The 17,127-nt window shown below is 36.6% G+C and carries 18 protein-coding genes; 7 read left to right on the forward strand and 11 right to left on the reverse strand.

Annotated elements, in window-relative coordinates; all coding sequences use genetic code 11:
* Positions 1-237: 237 nt before the first annotated feature.
* The 4 genes from CGC52_RS06920 to CGC52_RS06935 form a co-directional block, all read right to left on the reverse strand.
* The gene (locus CGC52_RS06920; protein ID WP_232751856.1) at positions 238-948 is read right to left on the reverse strand and encodes an NAD-dependent deacylase; all 711 of its coding nucleotides are present in this window, start codon (positions 946-948) and stop codon (positions 238-240) included.
* A gap of 443 nt (positions 949-1,391) precedes the next feature.
* Positions 1,392-2,210, reverse strand: coding sequence for a GIY-YIG nuclease family protein (locus tag CGC52_RS06925; protein ID WP_095893865.1), 819 nt, complete (start codon positions 2,208-2,210; stop codon positions 1,392-1,394).
* Between the two features lie 248 nt (positions 2,211-2,458).
* On the reverse strand, positions 2,459-2,677 hold the full coding sequence (locus CGC52_RS06930; RefSeq protein WP_095893866.1) for a hypothetical protein: 219 nt from the start codon (positions 2,675-2,677) through the stop codon (positions 2,459-2,461).
* Between the two features lie 129 nt (positions 2,678-2,806).
* Positions 2,807-3,253, reverse strand: a complete 447-nt coding sequence (locus CGC52_RS06935; RefSeq protein WP_042008874.1) for a hypothetical protein — start codon at positions 3,251-3,253, stop codon at positions 2,807-2,809.
* Between the two features lie 116 nt (positions 3,254-3,369).
* On the opposite strand from CGC52_RS06935, the gene CGC52_RS06940 reads away from it, so the two are divergent.
* Positions 3,370-3,705, forward strand: coding sequence for a hypothetical protein (locus tag CGC52_RS06940; protein ID WP_095893868.1), 336 nt, complete (start codon positions 3,370-3,372; stop codon positions 3,703-3,705).
* A gap of 190 nt (positions 3,706-3,895) precedes the next feature.
* Here CGC52_RS06940 and CGC52_RS06945 read toward each other — a convergent pair whose 3' ends face one another.
* The gene (locus tag CGC52_RS06945; protein WP_095893870.1) at positions 3,896-4,801 is read right to left on the reverse strand and encodes a DsbA family protein; all 906 of its coding nucleotides are present in this window, start codon (positions 4,799-4,801) and stop codon (positions 3,896-3,898) included.
* A 223-nt stretch (positions 4,802-5,024) separates the two neighbouring features.
* The gene (locus CGC52_RS06950; RefSeq protein ID WP_095893871.1) at positions 5,025-5,474 is read right to left on the reverse strand and encodes a hypothetical protein; all 450 of its coding nucleotides are present in this window, start codon (positions 5,472-5,474) and stop codon (positions 5,025-5,027) included.
* 333 nt (positions 5,475-5,807) lie between these two features.
* On the opposite strand from CGC52_RS06950, the gene CGC52_RS06955 reads away from it, so the two are divergent.
* From CGC52_RS06955 to CGC52_RS06980, 6 genes are all read left to right on the forward strand, one after another.
* Positions 5,808-6,722 (forward strand): cation diffusion facilitator family transporter, encoded by a 915-nt coding sequence (locus CGC52_RS06955; protein WP_095893873.1) that lies wholly within the window; start codon positions 5,808-5,810, stop codon positions 6,720-6,722.
* A 174-nt stretch (positions 6,723-6,896) separates the two neighbouring features.
* Positions 6,897-8,159: a hypothetical protein gene (locus CGC52_RS06960; RefSeq protein WP_095893874.1), complete on the forward strand. Its 1,263-nt coding sequence runs from the start codon at positions 6,897-6,899 to the stop codon at positions 8,157-8,159.
* A gap of 12 nt (positions 8,160-8,171) precedes the next feature.
* On the forward strand, positions 8,172-9,173 hold the full coding sequence (locus CGC52_RS06965; RefSeq protein WP_095893876.1) for an SPFH domain-containing protein: 1,002 nt from the start codon (positions 8,172-8,174) through the stop codon (positions 9,171-9,173).
* Positions 9,174-9,285: 112 nt separating this feature from the next.
* Positions 9,286-9,576 (forward strand): outer membrane assembly protein, encoded by a 291-nt coding sequence (locus CGC52_RS06970; protein WP_095893877.1) that lies wholly within the window; start codon positions 9,286-9,288, stop codon positions 9,574-9,576.
* 89 nt (positions 9,577-9,665) lie between these two features.
* Positions 9,666-10,208 carry a Crp/Fnr family transcriptional regulator gene (locus CGC52_RS06975; protein WP_095893878.1) on the forward strand — a complete coding sequence of 181 codons (543 nt, stop codon included), beginning with the start codon at positions 9,666-9,668 and terminating at the stop codon, positions 10,206-10,208.
* A 36-nt stretch (positions 10,209-10,244) separates the two neighbouring features.
* On the forward strand, positions 10,245-10,802 hold the full coding sequence (locus CGC52_RS06980) for a DinB family protein (protein ID WP_095893879.1): 558 nt from the start codon (positions 10,245-10,247) through the stop codon (positions 10,800-10,802).
* Between the two features lie 61 nt (positions 10,803-10,863).
* Here CGC52_RS06980 and CGC52_RS06985 read toward each other — a convergent pair whose 3' ends face one another.
* The 5 genes from CGC52_RS06985 to CGC52_RS07005 all read right to left on the reverse strand — a co-directional run bounded on the left by CGC52_RS06985 (position 10,864) and on the right by CGC52_RS07005 (position 16,920).
* The gene (locus CGC52_RS06985) at positions 10,864-11,916 is read right to left on the reverse strand and encodes a carbohydrate-binding family 9-like protein (RefSeq protein ID WP_095893881.1); all 1,053 of its coding nucleotides are present in this window, start codon (positions 11,914-11,916) and stop codon (positions 10,864-10,866) included.
* 339 nt (positions 11,917-12,255) lie between these two features.
* A complete protein-coding gene (locus tag CGC52_RS06990) occupies positions 12,256-12,633 on the reverse strand; it encodes a VOC family protein (RefSeq protein WP_095893883.1) in 378 nt (125 codons plus the stop codon).
* A gap of 75 nt (positions 12,634-12,708) precedes the next feature.
* Entirely contained in the window at positions 12,709-13,449 is a 741-nt protein-coding gene (locus CGC52_RS06995; protein WP_095893885.1) for a DNA alkylation repair protein, read from the reverse strand.
* 64 nt (positions 13,450-13,513) lie between these two features.
* Complete coding sequence (locus CGC52_RS07000; RefSeq protein ID WP_095893887.1) at positions 13,514-14,314, reverse strand: helix-turn-helix domain-containing protein; 801 nt, start codon at positions 14,312-14,314, stop codon at positions 13,514-13,516.
* A 338-nt stretch (positions 14,315-14,652) separates the two neighbouring features.
* Positions 14,653-16,920 (reverse strand): aconitate hydratase, encoded by a 2,268-nt coding sequence (locus CGC52_RS07005; RefSeq protein WP_095893888.1) that lies wholly within the window; start codon positions 16,918-16,920, stop codon positions 14,653-14,655.
* Positions 16,921-17,127 lie beyond the last annotated feature (207 nt).

Consider the following 17,127-nt stretch of genomic DNA (forward strand, 5'->3'; position numbering starts at 1 on the left):
CTTATAAATATTTTATATAATTCGTCTATTCTTTTGATTATTAGTTGATTATTTAGTGAATTGCCCTGTGAAACGCACAAAAAACATATCATCAATGTCATTTGCTTCTTACGATGTGGAAAGACGCACCCGAAAAGTGTCTTTTTACGCACAAGTGATGCCATTCGACTGGAAACCAAGTATCTAAAATCATTGAAAAACATCTTCTCTGGTTGAATATCTCTTTGTTTGTTTTTCTTAACGGGGTCGTTGTGGAATCGGATAATAATCAAAATGTGAATGCAGGTATCCGAGGATTTTTTCCAAGCCTGTGGAAGCCTTGTCTTTAACGACTTTTATTTTAGTATTGCCCACAGGGGCAGGATTGGGGTCGATGTAATATATTTGGGCGGTGTTCGGAGCATAGTCGATGAGTCCTGCGGCAGGATACACTTGCAAAGAGGTTCCGATAACTAGCAGTACATCAGCGGTTTTGACTTCTTCAATTGCCTTTTCAATCATCGGAACGCTCTCGCCAAACCAAACAATATGTGGGCGCAACTGGGCTTTGGACGGACTCAAATCGCCCACCAAAATATCGCCTTCGCAAGGATAAACCACTTCCGAATTGTCCACCCCACGCATCTTTAAAAGTTCTCCGTGTAGGTGAATAATATCCGTGCTTCCTGCTCTTTCGTGGAGGTCGTCTACATTTTGGGTAACCACCACTACCTGATGATATTTCCCCAATTGGGCTAATAATAAATGAGCTGGGTTGGGAACGACCTCTTTGAGTTGTCGTCTGCGTTGGTTGTAAAATTCCAATACCAAAGCAGGATTTTTGGCAAAACCTTCTGGACTTGCCACCTCCATAATATTATGCCCTTCCCAAAGTCCGTCTGCATCGCGAAAGGTTTTTACGCCACTCTCGGCACTGATTCCAGCCCCTGTGATGGCTACTATTTTCAGTTTTTTGAGCTTGTACGACCAATGTTGTGGGTATGCCGATTTCTGTGCTTTCGGCGTGATGGGGTTGTCGTGATAGGTCAGTTCAATTCCCAAAATTTTTTCCCATTCACTATTTGTAATCCAATCTTTTAAATCTTTACGACTCGTATTGAGTCCTTCCACATATTGTTTGGCAACATATTCGCGGTATTCAAAAGACACCATTAAGGGAGAAAAGATATACCATTCGGGGCAGATTTTGTCCAACTTCTTAAAGGCTTCTTCAATGGTATCATTGTCGAGATGGCTCAATGTTCCGCTGTCGTTCATATCGCCTGTAAATTCGCCAAAGCAAGAACTTGATTCAACCCCATAACTGCTTCGTTTGCCATCGGTTACACGCACAATATCGACACCAAAACCCTCTCCGCCCAAGCTAAAAACCACTTTTTTCATAGGAGTCATTAATTTTTATTATAACCAAATTCTTCTTGTTGCGATAGTAAAACCCTTTTCCACCATTGCTCTCTTTGAATAATAACCTCGTCATCAATGGTCGATTTGAAAATATCCAAAATAGAATAACGGAAATTTTGTTTGATATGGTCAAAATCCAAATTTAATAAACCTTTATTTCCTCCGTGTCCATTTTCTACATAATTTTTCCAACGCCCCAAAAGCATTTTATCTCCGTAGGCACTGCCAACATAGCGTTTATTGTTGGAAACATCGGTGATGAGATACACGCCTTTTTGATTTTCCAGAGCCGTTTTCCAAACCTCTTTTTCCACAACTTTTGATAATTCTTTCCAAGAAAGATTTACCTTGTCGTAACCTGGGAAAATTTCTTCATTAAAAATATCGGGCAATATTTGAGAAACTTTACAATCATTAATGATAGATTCCGCCCAGCGAACCAATGTTTGACTTGTGTTTTTGTATTCTACAATTAATCGTCCTACATATTTTTGATATTCTTTTAAATCCTCGTACTCGTATCCGACACCATCGTAAATATCTAATTTTTTAGTAACCTTTCCAATGTGGAACAACAGCCATTTATCATCTTTTATTCGCACAAGCCCGATGGTGATTTCGCCTTCTTGATAAACATTTTTTGAATAATTCCAATATTGACCTTCTAATAAAGATTCTGTTTTCTTATCTTGAAACATTTCTATCGGATTCCAATTTTTATCAACCATTATGATAAGACGAATTTTTGTTCTTTTTAAATCTTCGATAGGAATTTGTAAAATGTCATTTAGCTTAATTTCGTTCATAAGTAAGTATTATTTAAAGTTAGTTAAAATATTTTATTGTTGTTGTAGGGGCGTATTGCAATTGCTTTGCCTATTCGCTATGCTCGGGTCGCCCTTACATTTGCCCAACACTGCTGCGACTTGGCTAATGCCTCTCAATGCGTACGCTTCCGTTGGTCAATAGGTATGCTCTCGTTAGCCAACGCGAACGCTCCCGTTTGGGGTCGGAAGCGTATCGGTTTGAAATTCTGTGCAAAGGTAGGGAATAATCAGGTATTTTTGGGGTTCAATTCGGTAGGTTTTAGTTTATTATTGTTTTTAAAGCCAATTTTAATGTTATGACAAGTTTCATATCTATCAAGCATAATTTTTTCAATCTCTTTTGCTTGACGCATATTCTCTGCACTTTCTGGATGACGAACTAATACAGCATACAAAGAGTCTAATTCTTTATTAGATAAATTTTTAAAATATTTTTCAGATTCCATAGTGTCATATTGTTTAAAGTATGAATATTCCTAAAAAACGATATAGATTTTACCTACTTACCTCGCCCTTTGATAGTGTATGAATATGATAAAGAGTATAATAAAAACAACTGAAATGATAATACCCAATTACTTAACGCGTTTGTAGGTAGATATTACACCATTTTTTCCATCAGTTGTATCCTCAAATTCCTCAAAAGTATCATCATCTATAAATTTGAATCCAAAATCATTCTCTATATACTCACCTTCTTCATAATATCCATTATAAATTCTACCATTTTCTATTCTGTATAATAGCTCCTGATTAATACATTCGCCTTCTCCATTTACTTCTGGTTCTGGATTTACGAAAAAATAAGTCAATACCTTGTCGGTAAAAACATATTTTGTACAACCATCGTCTATTACATTTTGTGGGTTAATTCGTATTCCGTCTTTTACATTTTCTTTTTTAACACATTTCCAAGTACCTACAAGACGAACATTTTCCGTTTGAGTGTCATCACTATTTTTCTCACAAGAAGCTACCAACGAAGCTACGGCTACCAAAGCCAACATAAAAAATTTCTTCATTTTTGTTTGTTTTTAAAAATTATGTGCAAAAATAAGTAGAGGCGTTATCTTTTTCAGGTTCAATTCGGTACAATACCACAAATTGAATACTTTTGCAAAATAAAACCAACAAGCCAATGCCAAACGCAGATTTAGACCTCATTTTACGCAAAGAAGTAGAGAAAATATTTGGAAAATCCGTCAAAGACAAACGCGATAGTGAGTTGCTTTCCGATAGAATTAGCGAGGAAATCCGAGAGCAGATTAGCTCCCAAACCATCAGGCGATTTTGGAAATTAATCCAAAACGGAAGTAACATTTCGCCCCAAACCAAAGATATTTTTTGTCGCTACATCGGATTTAATGATTTTAAGGCTTTCGCCGAAAATGTACAAAACAACCGCGTAAATACGTACGATTTTTCGTTTTTAGGAAATTGGCAAACCATCAGCAAGTACGACAAACCTCTATAATATTCGTGATTTTGCTAATTAGGTCGGTGTAGCTTTGAAACCCATTTTTGACTATCTTTGCGCTTTGACAATTGGGGCAATGGAGTGTAATTGTTATTAGCATTCAACAAAAATACAACTTTACTCCCTGATTGTCAATTTTTTATATCATCATACTTTTTAAAACACGAATAGAAATTTCAAATACTAACTACTTTATTTTCCAGATGGCTCCATTTTTCGTTTCTAATTTACTTAGAATGCCCTGTTGAGTAAGGTCATTTAGTAACTGTTCACTGTCTTTACGAGGCATACCTGATAATTCTGTAAATTCACGAGCGGTCAAACTAGGGTAATAATTAAAAAGGGACTTCCAATCTTTGTGATATTCTTGTTTTGTAGCATCAGGAAGGAGTTTAAGCACGGCCATTTCAAATAAAGCATAGGGTCTCGCTCCGTAGACGATTTCTTGCTTGTTTCCACTTATGAAAATTACAGTAGGAAATCCGCGAATGCCTATTTTTTTTGCTAATTCTAAATCTTTTTGAAACTCTTTCCGCCCTTGATTTTCATAATCTGATTTCAGCTTTGAAATATCAAGTCCTGCTTGTTGAGCTGCTGTGGCAATATGTTCCCATTGAGTGATATTTTTCTTTTCTAAGAAAACCATTTCACGCAATTCACGCAGAAAAATTACAGCTTTGTCATTATCTTGTAATTGAGCAGCCTTGAAAGCAATGGAAGGAGGATAAGAAGAATCTAATGGATTTTCAAGCCAAATATCACCGTCTATAGGCATATCGTAGTATGGGCTTACTTCATCCCAGTGATGGGCTACGTCAGAAGGTTTGCTTATACCGCCACTGTTATAACTCCAATCTGGGAGTAAACCACCCATATGGTAATTTATAACTATTTCATTTCCGTATTCGAGTTTTAGTTTTCTTAATTGGGGTTCAATCCCCCAGCAGGAAGAGCAAATCGGGTCGGTATAATAGATGATTTCTATTTTCTTTGAGTGATTTTGTAGGTTTCTCTCTGATTTTTGGTTGGATTGTGAAGTCTCACAGATACCTGTTTTTGGGTCGCATAGTAGTGGATTAGTATTTTGTCCCATAGTTATTGTAGCTTTTAGAGTTATTAAAAAAAGAATCCATGTTTTCATTGTCAAAAAATTGCTATAGTACCTTATTTAAACACATATACTTACCTAGATTTTTGGTATCACATAACACTGTTTTTAGGCTTACAAAGATATGAAATTAGATGTGAAAGGAATTCAATAATAGTATTTGTTTGGAATTTAGTCATTCCTCCAATCTATCTACTTCCACAGCCCACTAAAAGCCTACCTTTAGATCATCGTAAAAGCGCGAGTATTTTCCAACTGCGATGTTGATTTGTAACCCAAAAGTTATTCCTTTAAAATATTTTTCTTGGTGTATTGGGATAGCGTAACCTGTATTCAATTTTATTAAGTTTAATACGTTTATTATAAATTGAGGTTCAATAGCATAGGGGGTAATAGAAACTCCTCCGTTAAGGAAATTTCCACATTCGATGTTGATTTGAGGTAATATTTTAGCTTTTCTTTTTACTGTGGTATAAAAAGCTTTCGCTCCTATATTCAATACCGCTTCATCTTTATTCGAAGCACGATATTCTAGACCTAATCCTGCTATATTTCGTCCTAAATATCGATATTCGGCACTTACTGCTAATTTATCAAAGAACTGTGCTTGTACTTTAGTCCAAGAGCATATTATTATCAAGATGAGTGTTATTTTCATGTCTTTATTTAAAAGATGCTTTGTTATCAAAATATGTCAGATTTCTGAATATAAAAATAGCAATCAGGATAAAGTTATAACTTTATTGAATGTTAAAAAATATAACACGCCATTATCCTGATTCTTAGAATACAAAAATAGTAAAAAATGAAAGAATTCTATGTAAAATAATGTTGTATTTTTGGTGATTCCTAAATACAAATTCGCAACGAGTTAAAAAACTATTGCTACATTCAACTTACAAAGGTTCATTTTATGAGTTTTTCCCCTAAAAAAAGCAGTATCTTTGTAGCGAGAGATTAAACCAATTAAAAATAACAAAAAGAAATCGCAATGGAACATTTACATGAAGGACACAGCCATAGCGTGGCGAGTTTGGAGAGCATCAACCGAGCTTTTTATATAGGTATCGGGTTGAATTTAGTGTACACGATTATTGAATTCGTCGTGGGGTTCCGAATCAATTCCTTGGCGCTTATTTCGGACGCAAGTCATAACCTGAGCGATGTTGCCAGTTTGGTCATTTCACTTCTCGGACTGAAACTTACTCAGAAAGCAGCTACGTATTCATTTACTTACGGTTACAAAAAAGCTTCTATTTTAGCTTCGTTTATCAATGCGGTACTGTTGGTGTATATTGCCGTGAAAATTATCCTTGAGGCTATCGAACGTTTTGACGCTCCCCCCGAAATGGCGGGTAGTATGATCATCATAACGGCGACTATTGGAGTTATTATCAATGCTTTATCTGCTTTTCTTTTCTACAAAGGGCAAAAACAGGATATCAATGTAAAAGGGGCTTTTCTGCATTTGTTGGTAGACGCTCTGGTATCCGTAGGGGTGATTGTATCGGGAGTAATTATCCATTTTACGGGATGGTACACTGCCGACGTGCTGACCAGTTTGGTGGTTGCAGTGGTGATTTTGGTTTCCACCTGGAATCTGCTTACCGAAAGCGTAAAACTCATCCTTGATGGTGTGCCTCAAAGTATAAAAGTGGATAAAATAAGGCAAATTATGGAGTCGCATCCCAAGGTTTGTTCGGTGCATCACATTCATATTTGGGCATTGAGCAGCCAGGAAAACGCACTTACAGCTCATTTGGTAATAGAAGACAGTAGCACTTTTGAAGAAATTGACCAACTTAAAAAAGAAATAAGACATACTCTCCAACATGAACATATTCACCATACTACATTTGAAGTGGAACTTTCAAAAATGAAATGTAAGTGTGATGATTGTCATTGATAGAGTGAACATAAAATTCGAAGTGCTAAAAGGAAAGGCTAAGAAGTTTTTAATAGAACCAAATCATTTGTTTCTTCCTATTTTTTTAATCATCTATCTAATCAAATTTTATTTCTTTCATTTGTAGCTTATTATAAAAAAACTATATTTGTGGTTCGTAAATCAATTTCAAAAATGGCAAAACGAATCAAACCCATCAAATGTCCGCAGTGTGGCAGCACACAAGCGACCGAAACCAAAACCGATTATTACCGCTGTAAGAGCTGTAAATCAGAGTTTTTTATTGATAATGATGATATTAACATCAATCATCGGCACAGTTATGATACGCCTCAGTTTTCGGCAAAACATCTAAAAGCACTCAAATTTTTAGGGCTTGCGATGGCGGTGTTTGTGATGATGATGGTGGTAATTTCGTTGCTGCCGTCCAAATCAACCTACACCCCCACCACGGCTGCGGTTCAAGAAAACAAGCCCTATTGGAATATTCAAGAAATTATACCCACAGCCGATAAAGACGGCGAACCCATTGCCATCGTGGTGGGCTCTATTGTTTCTGGAAATCATCCTAACCAAACTTACAAACCCACTTTTGGCTTTTTTCACGCCCAAACGTTTGAAGAAATCGCTGCGGTACCAATTAATGTAGAAGGTTTTTACCCTATTATTAAATGGAAAAAAATGGACGAAGGCAAAACCTATATCGTCATCAATAAAAATCGCCTGTTTTTATTAGACGAGAACACATTGAGCATCAGTGAAGTAACACCGCAAACCATCGGACTGCCTGAATTTGAAAAAGGCTTTGCCGAAATAGACACAAACAGTGCCTATGAAAATTCACTTGAAATAACCAATAATTTAGGCAAAGAGTATTATTATTTTCCCAAGCTTAATCAGGCGATTTTATATGGAAATCGTAAAGAAATGGATCAGCTGATTGCCCAAAATCCGATTGCTCCACAAGGAGTAACTCGATTTGTTTTTTCAAGAAAAGATAAAGATAAACTACCTGAGCTTTTTAAAGTAAAAAGACAAGGACAAGCGGGGTATCCATATAAGAGGTATTTTTTTCGCTGGTTCAAAGGTGAGTTATATATAGACAAAGAGTCTCAAGTTTTATCTTATGAGAATTTTACCCCTGAACGATTTTATTTTAAGCCCGAAGTGTTGCATTATGATGACAATGAGGTGCTTATCCATTTCAAACACGAATGGGCAGAAAGCAGTCCCTACTTTTTTCAAGTGCTTGATGCCCAAACAGGCGAGATAAAACTTAGCTTACAAAGTCATAAAGATATGCACTATCTAAGCGATGACTTTGTTGCTAAAATAAAAGACGGTTATTTAATAAGCAACTATGATTCTTTTATTCTCAATACCAAAGAAGGTAAATTAGAGAAACTTGAACTTAGAGAAAAATTAACCCAACGATAAAATCAAAAAAAGATGAGCATACTCAACATTTTTAGCAATCAACTTTCCGCCGTCATCGAGTGGAAAAATCCGAAACCGAGTGTCATTTGGTGGAAATATCCGTCAAAACGCGATGAAATTATCAACGCTTCTAAACTCATTGTTGCTCCCTCGCAGGGCTGTGCGTTGGTGTATGAAGGGACGTTGGTGGAAATCATCGAAGAAGAGGGGATTTATAACCTTAAAACCGACAACCATCCGTTTATCACCACGCTTGTCAATCTGCGTCAGAATTTTGACAGTGAGCATAAACTCAAAATTTATTTTTTCCGTAAGGCACAGATTCTCAATCAGCGTTGGGGAACGCCAAATCCCATCAAATTCATTGATGCCACTTATAAAATCCCTGTGGAATTGGGGCTAAACGGAAATTTTTCGTACAGAATTGCCAATCCCAAGTATTTTTATACCGAAATTATTGGCGAAACCGATGAATTTGAAGCAGAAGCGATGAGCAAAACGGTTGCCGAGCGTATTCCACAGCTTATTGCCCAAAACATTCACGAAAAAAAATATTCCTACATTGAAATAGACGGTAAAATTCACGACATCGCCCAAGAAATCAAGCGTGAAATCAATAGCGAATATGGAAATTTGGGGCTCGAACTTACCGATTTTCGTATCGTAGGAACGCAATTTGACGAGGCTACGCAGGAGCGTATCGGTCGTGTTGCCGATATCAGTGCCGATGTACAAGCTGCCAAAGAAGCAGGATTGGATTATGTGGAATTAGAGAAACTGCGTGCTTTACGCGATGCGGCGCGTAACGAGGGCGGACTTGCCGGAGCGGGGCTGCAATTTGGCGTGGGTATGGAAATCGGTAAGAAGTTTAACGAACAAACCGATTCGATGCTTGCCAAAGGAAATGCCGATGCCGCCGAACAGCTTCGCAAACTGAAAATCTTGCTCGATGAAAACATCATCACGGCAGAAGATTTTGAGCTTAAAAAACAAGAAATTTTAAGGAAGATGTAAGTTAAAAAGTATGATGTTTCATTTTTGTCAGGCTGAGCGAAGTCGAAGCCTGACAGACAGAACGCTTAACTTTATAGCCATTTTCAAACAAAACATTAAAAAAACCTGAAAGATGAAATACATTATAGGAATTATCGTTGTGCTGATTATTTTATCAGTTAGTACTTATTTTTTAGCCGATTTGTGGGAATACGATACCTTAATCACGCCCCAAGAGCTTAAAAAAGGAGCGGTTACGGTGATGATTGTAGGAGCGGTATCGGTTTTACTATTGATTTTGGTGCCGTTTTTTTTCAAAGACCACGACAAAGGCTACGACAAAAACCACAATGGAATCGCACAGCCGAAAAAAAACACATTAAAAAAGAAAGAAACAGCGAAAAGTAGTCATTACCAAAAGTGAAAAACTTTTGTTGTAAAGAGAAACTGAGATTTATTGACAAACGTTTTGTTATTTTCAATTTCAAATTACTTTAAAAAACACATCTTACAATGAATCTCGATACGATTTTTACGGAAAACTTTTCCTTGGGAAAGGAAATCGTTATCCCAAGAGGAGCGTTTTTAAAAACGCCCGATACGAAAGACACGCATATTTATCTTGTGAAAGAGGGAAGTTTGAAAATCGGATTTTTTACCGAAAATGAAGACAAAATACTAAGGTTCGGGTACGAGAATGATGTAATCACGGCATTGGATTCTTTTATCACGGAACAGAAATCCAAATTGTATATTCAGGCAATCAAAAAGTGTCGTTTGGCGGTGGTTTCTAAGTCTGATTTTATGGCATTTGTACAAAAATCTTCCGAAAACTTGTGGATTTATACCAAAATTTTAGAAAAACTACTTGTTGACCAATTGGAACGCGAACAAGATTTGCTCTTATCCTCGCCCAGAGAACGCTACCAGCGAATTTTGAAACGAAATCCGAAACTTTTTCAGCAAATTCCGCACAGACATATCGCCGTGTATTTGGGAATGACCGAAGAGACGCTTTCCAGACTCAAAAAAACATTGACGTCAATCAAGATTTAGCACCTCCATTTTGCTGACCTTTGCCCTCAAAAAAAGATGGACAGAAAACAATTGTTAGACACGCTTACGCAGATAACGCTTGAAAATAAAACCTTTGCAGAAGTGCTGCTACTAAAATCCGAAATAGAACTCAGCCATAGCCCCAATGATGATACTTGGAGTATTTTGGAATGTATCGAACACCTGAACTTGTACGGAAATTTTTATCTGCCCGAAATAGCTTCGTGTATAGCAAAAGCTGATGAAAGCAACCGTAATCTGTTCAAAAGCGGATTTTTAGGCAATTATTTTGTGAAACTTATTCGGCCCAAACCTCGGCTCAACAAAATGAAAACCGCCACTAAAATGAATCCCAAAGGGCGTAGGCTTACAAAGAATTGTTTGCAAGTTTTTATCCGTCAGCAAAACCAACTCCTTGATTTACTACAAAAAGCCCACACTACGGATTTGACTCAACTAAAAACCAAAATTTCCATTTCCAGATTCCTGCGTCTTCGCTTGGGAGATACTTTGCAGTTTGTGGTTTACCACAATCAGAGACATATGGAGCAAGTAAGGCGTATTCTTCAAGGAAAAAAACGTGACTGTTTGTAGAAAATTGCTACTAAAAAAGGATGCAGTTTTTTATAAAATTTTCTACATCTATTCAGAGGTATTATTTTTTTAATACCTCTACTTTACCATCTTGGAAAATCACGATGGTTTCTCCAGAAAATGGACTTACCACGGAAATGTTCCAAAAATGCGGATTTGTATTGAACTTCGGAATGATTTTTTTGTTTGCAATCGTCGTTCCTTTTTTGGTTTCGGTTATGAGTTTTTGAGATGAGTTTTTTTTGCTAAAATGATATAAATCATATAAATATCTTTTTATAGATTCATCTTTTGGTAGTTCAAAACTATCTTTTTGACCTATTATTTTATCCGAAAAATAGACATAGCCCCACAATTCAGGTTCATGCATACTAATTTTCCATTGTGGAGACCATACCCAGTTGTACTCAGGTAAATATTTTCCGTAGGCGTCTTTCTTTTTATCATATCGTCCATTCGTAAGGTCAAAATCCCATTGTACACGAGAAAAATTCACTCTCCAAAACTTGTTTGTAGGGATATTGTTTTGCTTGTGAGCTTCTCGCATTGCTGCCCACGGGATGGCGATTTCTACACTCCAGAAAGTATCTATATCTGAGGCGTTATTGAGTGTACCATTCACGTACACAGCGGATTTTAATCCATTGATATCCCAGCCATCCAGTACTTTATTAGTTTCGCGATACGGTTTGGTAAGGAATAAATCCCAAACAGTATTAAGTGCGTTAACTTCAAATTCATAGTAGTTATGTGAATCATTATCAGGATCTAAGAAAATTTCAAAATCATTATTATGAAAAATAACTGTATCACGCTCTTTGAGAGTTGCCCAAATATGAGGCTCTTCCATCTTTGCGAAGAAATAAAAATAATCATCATCATAGAGCATTTTCACGTTGGTTTTGAAATGTGGAATTTTAACTCCCTCAATATCAATAAAATCATCGGTGTATTCCGATTTTTGCCATGATAATTCACTGTCCTTACCATCGATTTCTATTTTTTCGGTTACGCGGTAGGCAATATATGTTTTTGGATCAGGCTTTGATTGAGCTGACAATGTCGTCATACTGAATACGAATACAGTGAATAGAAATTGGAAAAAGAGTCTCATAATCATATGTTTTTTTCAAGAGCAAAAATACTAAAATAATTCCAATTTCTAATCTATTGAATTATTTTCATACATTTCGCAGTTTGAATATAACGCTCTTTTTTCGTATCTTTCTTAAATACAATCCTATTCCTAAGTACATTAGTAAAGGAATAAGTCCGAAAATAGGTGAAGTTATTGGAGATTTGTCCAGATTTTAATCCTTTTAACTTTGAAATCGTATAAGTTATGTTCTTTCTAAACCAAAAACGCCCCAATTAAGGAGCGTTTTTGTGTCTTTTACGGTGTATACAATCAATTTATGGATTACAATTCCCGTTTTTATGCAAAAATTGACTATTATTCAGGTTCTGTGTAGGTTACTATATCAATACCGATGCCGTTGGGGTCTTTGATAGCGAAATGGCGGTCGCCCCAAGGTTCGTTTCGTAGCTCAATTTCAATGGGAATGTTTTTGTTTTTCAATTCTTTATAAACTTCATCTACATTTTCGACTTCAATAGTCAGGTAAACACCTTGATTTTGAAAAGGTTTCTGAAAAATAGGTTGTTGGCTCGGGTGATTGGGAAGCAAAAAACTGATTTCTGCTTCTCGATTGGGAGTATGGAGCAGAAGGTAAAATTCGTTTTCGAAGCTCACGCCAAAGTTTAAAATTTCGGTATAAAAGGCTTTGGTCTCTGCTAATTTCTCGGTGATAATTCCTGCATTCAATTTCATTTTTTCTGAATTTTAATTTTTGGCAAAATTATCAAGAGTGATGAAACCAAAATAGGAAAAAAGGGACAGAATTATTTATACATCAAATTTTCTTGTGGCTCGTTTTATAATCCATTGGGTATGCGGATTTTCGAAAGTTTTCCAGCGGTGGATGAGAGGCAAAACAGCTTCTTTATTCACTTTAAACCAGTCAGTTAGGTGATTGGCAACGGATTTCTTTACAAACATAATTTCATCATCTTTTAGAAGTTCCAAAATTTGAAAAACAGGAGCAGGATTTTCTACAAAAGTATCTAATTTACTCGCCCAAGGGAGCTTGGGTCTCAGTCCCTCACTTGCCAACCTACGTAAATGAAAATTAGGAGATTTTGCCCATTTTTCAATGATTTCTAGTGATTTTTCAGGGTATTTTCTGATAAATGGACGTACGGCGTATTCGCCTGTATTTCTCTTAGTTATCTCCTCTATAGCGTTCATCGAAAGCGTAAAATGATTAATACCATAACGTTCTACAAATTTTCCAATAGGCAAAATCCAATAATAATGTGTGAACATTCCTGTTTGATTGGGATTTTCTTCGCCCAAAATAGAGAGTAACACACGCAGAGCTTCTTTGTAGTCTGCTGAAAGATAGTTTTTTAACAAATCTGCGATGGTGATTATTCTCTGTGTGTAAGTTTGCCCAATAACCTTATTTTCTGTGTCTTTTATGAAATTTTTGCTGTTAAAATCAGGATAAACCCTATTAATTTTTTCAGCTAACAATTCGGCAAGATTTGCCCCAAATTTTTCGGTAATGCTGTAATTCGTTCCCATCTTCGTGAATTTTAGGCAAAAATAGAAATGTTTTTTAATGATAAAATAGGAAAAAGGGGACAAATTATTTGTAATAAACCTCCCTCGGCGTTACTCCACAAAAAGTTTTAAACTCTTTAATGAAATGCGATTGGTCGTAATAGCCCATATCGTAAAATGATGGATTATCAGTGTTTTGATTGGAAATTTTAGCATTCAAAAAAGACTGAAAACGAACTACTTTACTAAAAGTTTTTGCGGTATCGCCAATGTAAAATTCAAATAATCGGCGGAGATGACGAGGACTAATTCCCGTATCTAAATCGCTCACTATCCGTGCATTTCCTTTTGATTTTAAGATGATTTCCAAAGCTTTATAGAATCTGTTGTCTATACTAAAATCAGTCTTTTCCAAGTATTTACTAAAAAATGTATCTAATTCATTTTTAATCTGTTGTAAACTCTGCGGATTACTGAATTTATGAGCAATGAATATCGCCAAATCGGAAGAAACTAAATTCAAAAGAATATCATTATTGTTCAATTCTTTGGCGTCTTGTTTGAAAATCAACGGAAAAGCAGAAGGCAAAAATCGTATTCCCACATAGTTAAACTCTTTTCCTAAAGGAAATTCTGTGTAGTTTTTACAAAACCCCATAAGGTAACTTTCATCAGGATTTTCCAACTCAAAAAACACATCAATACAACCATCGGAAATCACTCTATATACATAGTTTTCAGCAAGTTGTGTTTTTGTTTTAAGTTGCCAATAGCAATAGATGAAAGGCAATAATTTTTTATCAGGAAAGATTTCTGTATAAAACACATTTTCAGCCGATTGAATAATCGTTGGCTGAATGGGTTTGTAGTAATTTCGTATGTTCAAAGAGGATTGCAAGAAGTATGATATTAAAGTAAAAAATTACAGGTGTTTCATCGTTTTTTAAGAATTCCATATGCACTCATTTCTAATATTTTATGTCTCTAAGGAATGCAATACGTTGCTTATCTCAAACTCTCTAAAAGCATTTTTCCATCGAAAAAACTTCAGTTTATATCCTTATATTATATAGCAAAAGAGGTTTTATAAACATATGTTGTATTCTCTTTAAGACTCAAAATCAGGAAAGCATTCAGATTCAATAGCACTCAGCTCTTAATTTAAAAGACGAAAGAGGCGTATTCCTTTTCAAATAACGCCTCTTTCATTCATATCAACAGAATCTATTTTTTAGCATTTGAAGCAATCAAGTTCAAGGCACTTCCGGCTTTAAACCACTCAATTTGACTTTCGTTATAGGTATGGTTTGCTACTATGATATCTTTTGAGCCGTCGGCATGAACAAACTCCAACTGCAACGGTTTGTTAGGAGCGAAGTTAACTAAGTCTAAGAAATTTACAGTGTCGTCTTCTTTAATCTTGTCGTAGTCAGCTTCGTTAGCGAATGTAAGTGCCAACATACCTTGTTTTTTTAGGTTTGTTTCGTGAATACGAGCAAATGATTTAACTAAAACTGCTTTTACTCCTAAATGGCGAGGTTCCATGGCAGCATGTTCACGTGAAGATCCTTCTCCATAGTTCTGATCGCCCACTACGATTGACGGTACTCCTTCAGCTTTGTACTGACGTTGTACTGCAGGGACTTCCTCATAAGCTCCTGTAAATTGGTTTTTTACCGCATTGGTTTTCCCATTGAAAGCATTCACAGCTCCTATGAGCATATTGTTTGAAATATTGTCCAAATGTCCGCGGTAACGCAACCAAGGGCCCGCCATCGAAATATGGTCAGTAGTACATTTTCCTTCTGCTTTAATAAGTAATTTCGCTCCCGTAATATTTTTACCGTCCCATGGTTCAAACGGGGCTAATAATTGTAAACGTTGTGAGTCCGGACGTACAACCACTTCTACGCCCGATCCGTCTGCCGCAGGAGCTTGGTAGCCAGGGTCGTCTACATCAAATCCTTTTACGGGAAGTTCGTCGCCATATGGAGGTTTGAACATAACCTCTTCGCCTTTATCATTTAGTAGCTTATCCGTTATTGGGTTGAAATCTAAACGACCTGAGATAGCTAGAGCAGCGACCATTTCAGGCGAAGTTACGAAAGCGTGTGTATTTGGATTTCCATCGGCACGTTTTGAAAAGTTACGGTTGAAAGAGTGAATAATGGTGTTTTTTTCTTGTTTGTCAGCACCCTCTCTATCCCATTGACCGATACAAGGTCCACAAGCATTAGTAAATACTTTTGTTCCTAGTTTTTCAAAAACTTCAATCATTCCATCGCGTTCTATAGTGTACTTAATCTGCTGAGAACCAGGGTTGATTCCAAATTCAGCTTTAGGGGTAATGCCTAAATCCAATGCTTGTTTTACAATGGATACAGCTCTTGACATATCCTCATAGGAAGAGTTTGTACAAGAACCTATTAGCCCCCACTCTACTTTTAGAGGCCATCCGTTTTCTCTAGCTACTTCTTTCATTTTTGAGACTGGAGTTCCTCGGTCAGGAGTGAAAGGTCCGTTAATATAAGGTTCTAATTCTGAAAGGTTTATTTCAATAAGTTGGTCGAAATATTTTTCTGGATTAGCATATACTTCTGGGTCAGCTGTTAAATATTTTGCGACCTTGTCGGCAGCTTCCACCACATCCTGACGACCTGTTGCCTTTAAATATCTACGCATTGAATCGTCATATCCAAAAGTTGAGGTTGTAGCTCCGATTTCAGCTCCCATATTGCAGATAGTTCCCTTACCTGTACAAGAAATAGACTCTGCTCCTTCACCAAAATACTCTACGATAGCTCCCGTTCCGCCTTTTACAGTTAAGATATCCGCCACGCGTAGGATGATGTCTTTCGGAGCAGTCCATCCGTTTAGTTTCCCCGTGAGTTTTACCCCGATTAGCTTGGGGAATTTTAATTCCCATGCCATTCCTGCCATTACATCCACAGCATCAGCACCTCCCACACCGATGGCAAGCATTCCAAGTCCACCAGCGTTCACAGTGTGTGAGTCTGTCCCAATCATCATACCTCCAGGAAATGCGTAATTTTCCAATACTATTTGGTGGATAATTCCAGCACCTGGCTTCCAGAATCCGATGCCGTATTTATTTGAAACAGATGAAAGAAAATCAAAGACTTCTTTTGATTGCTCGTTTGCCACAGAAAGATCCTTTTCAGCTCCTACTTTGGCTTGGATGAGGTGGTCGCAGTGCACCGTTGTAGGCACTGCAACTTTTGATTTTCCTGCGTGCATAAATTGTAACAATGCCATTTGAGCAGTTGCGTCTTGACATGCCACACGATCGGGTGCAAAATCAACATAGTCTTTTCCTCGCGTGTAAGCCTGTGAAGGTTGCCCGTCCCACAGGTGAGCATATAGAATTTTTTCAGAAAGTGTCAGCGGACGCCCAACCAATTCACGTGCTTTGTCCACACGCGAAGGTATATTTTCGTACACCGCCTTAATCATTTCAATATCGAAAGCCATAATTATGTGTTTTTATATTCATTTCCTAATACGCAAATATATGGTCTTTTTTTTAATTGATAAAATATATCTAATAAAACATTTTTTTGTTGTTTTATTATAAATATGTTTTTTTGATTGCTATAAGCGAGAAATATTTATAAAATAGTAAATTATTTATTTAAAAATAATCATTGTCATATATAAATTGCAAATAAATTGCTTTTT

Source organism: Capnocytophaga sp. H2931 (genome assembly GCF_002302535.1).
Lineage (GTDB): Bacteria > Bacteroidota > Bacteroidia > Flavobacteriales > Flavobacteriaceae > Capnocytophaga > Capnocytophaga canis.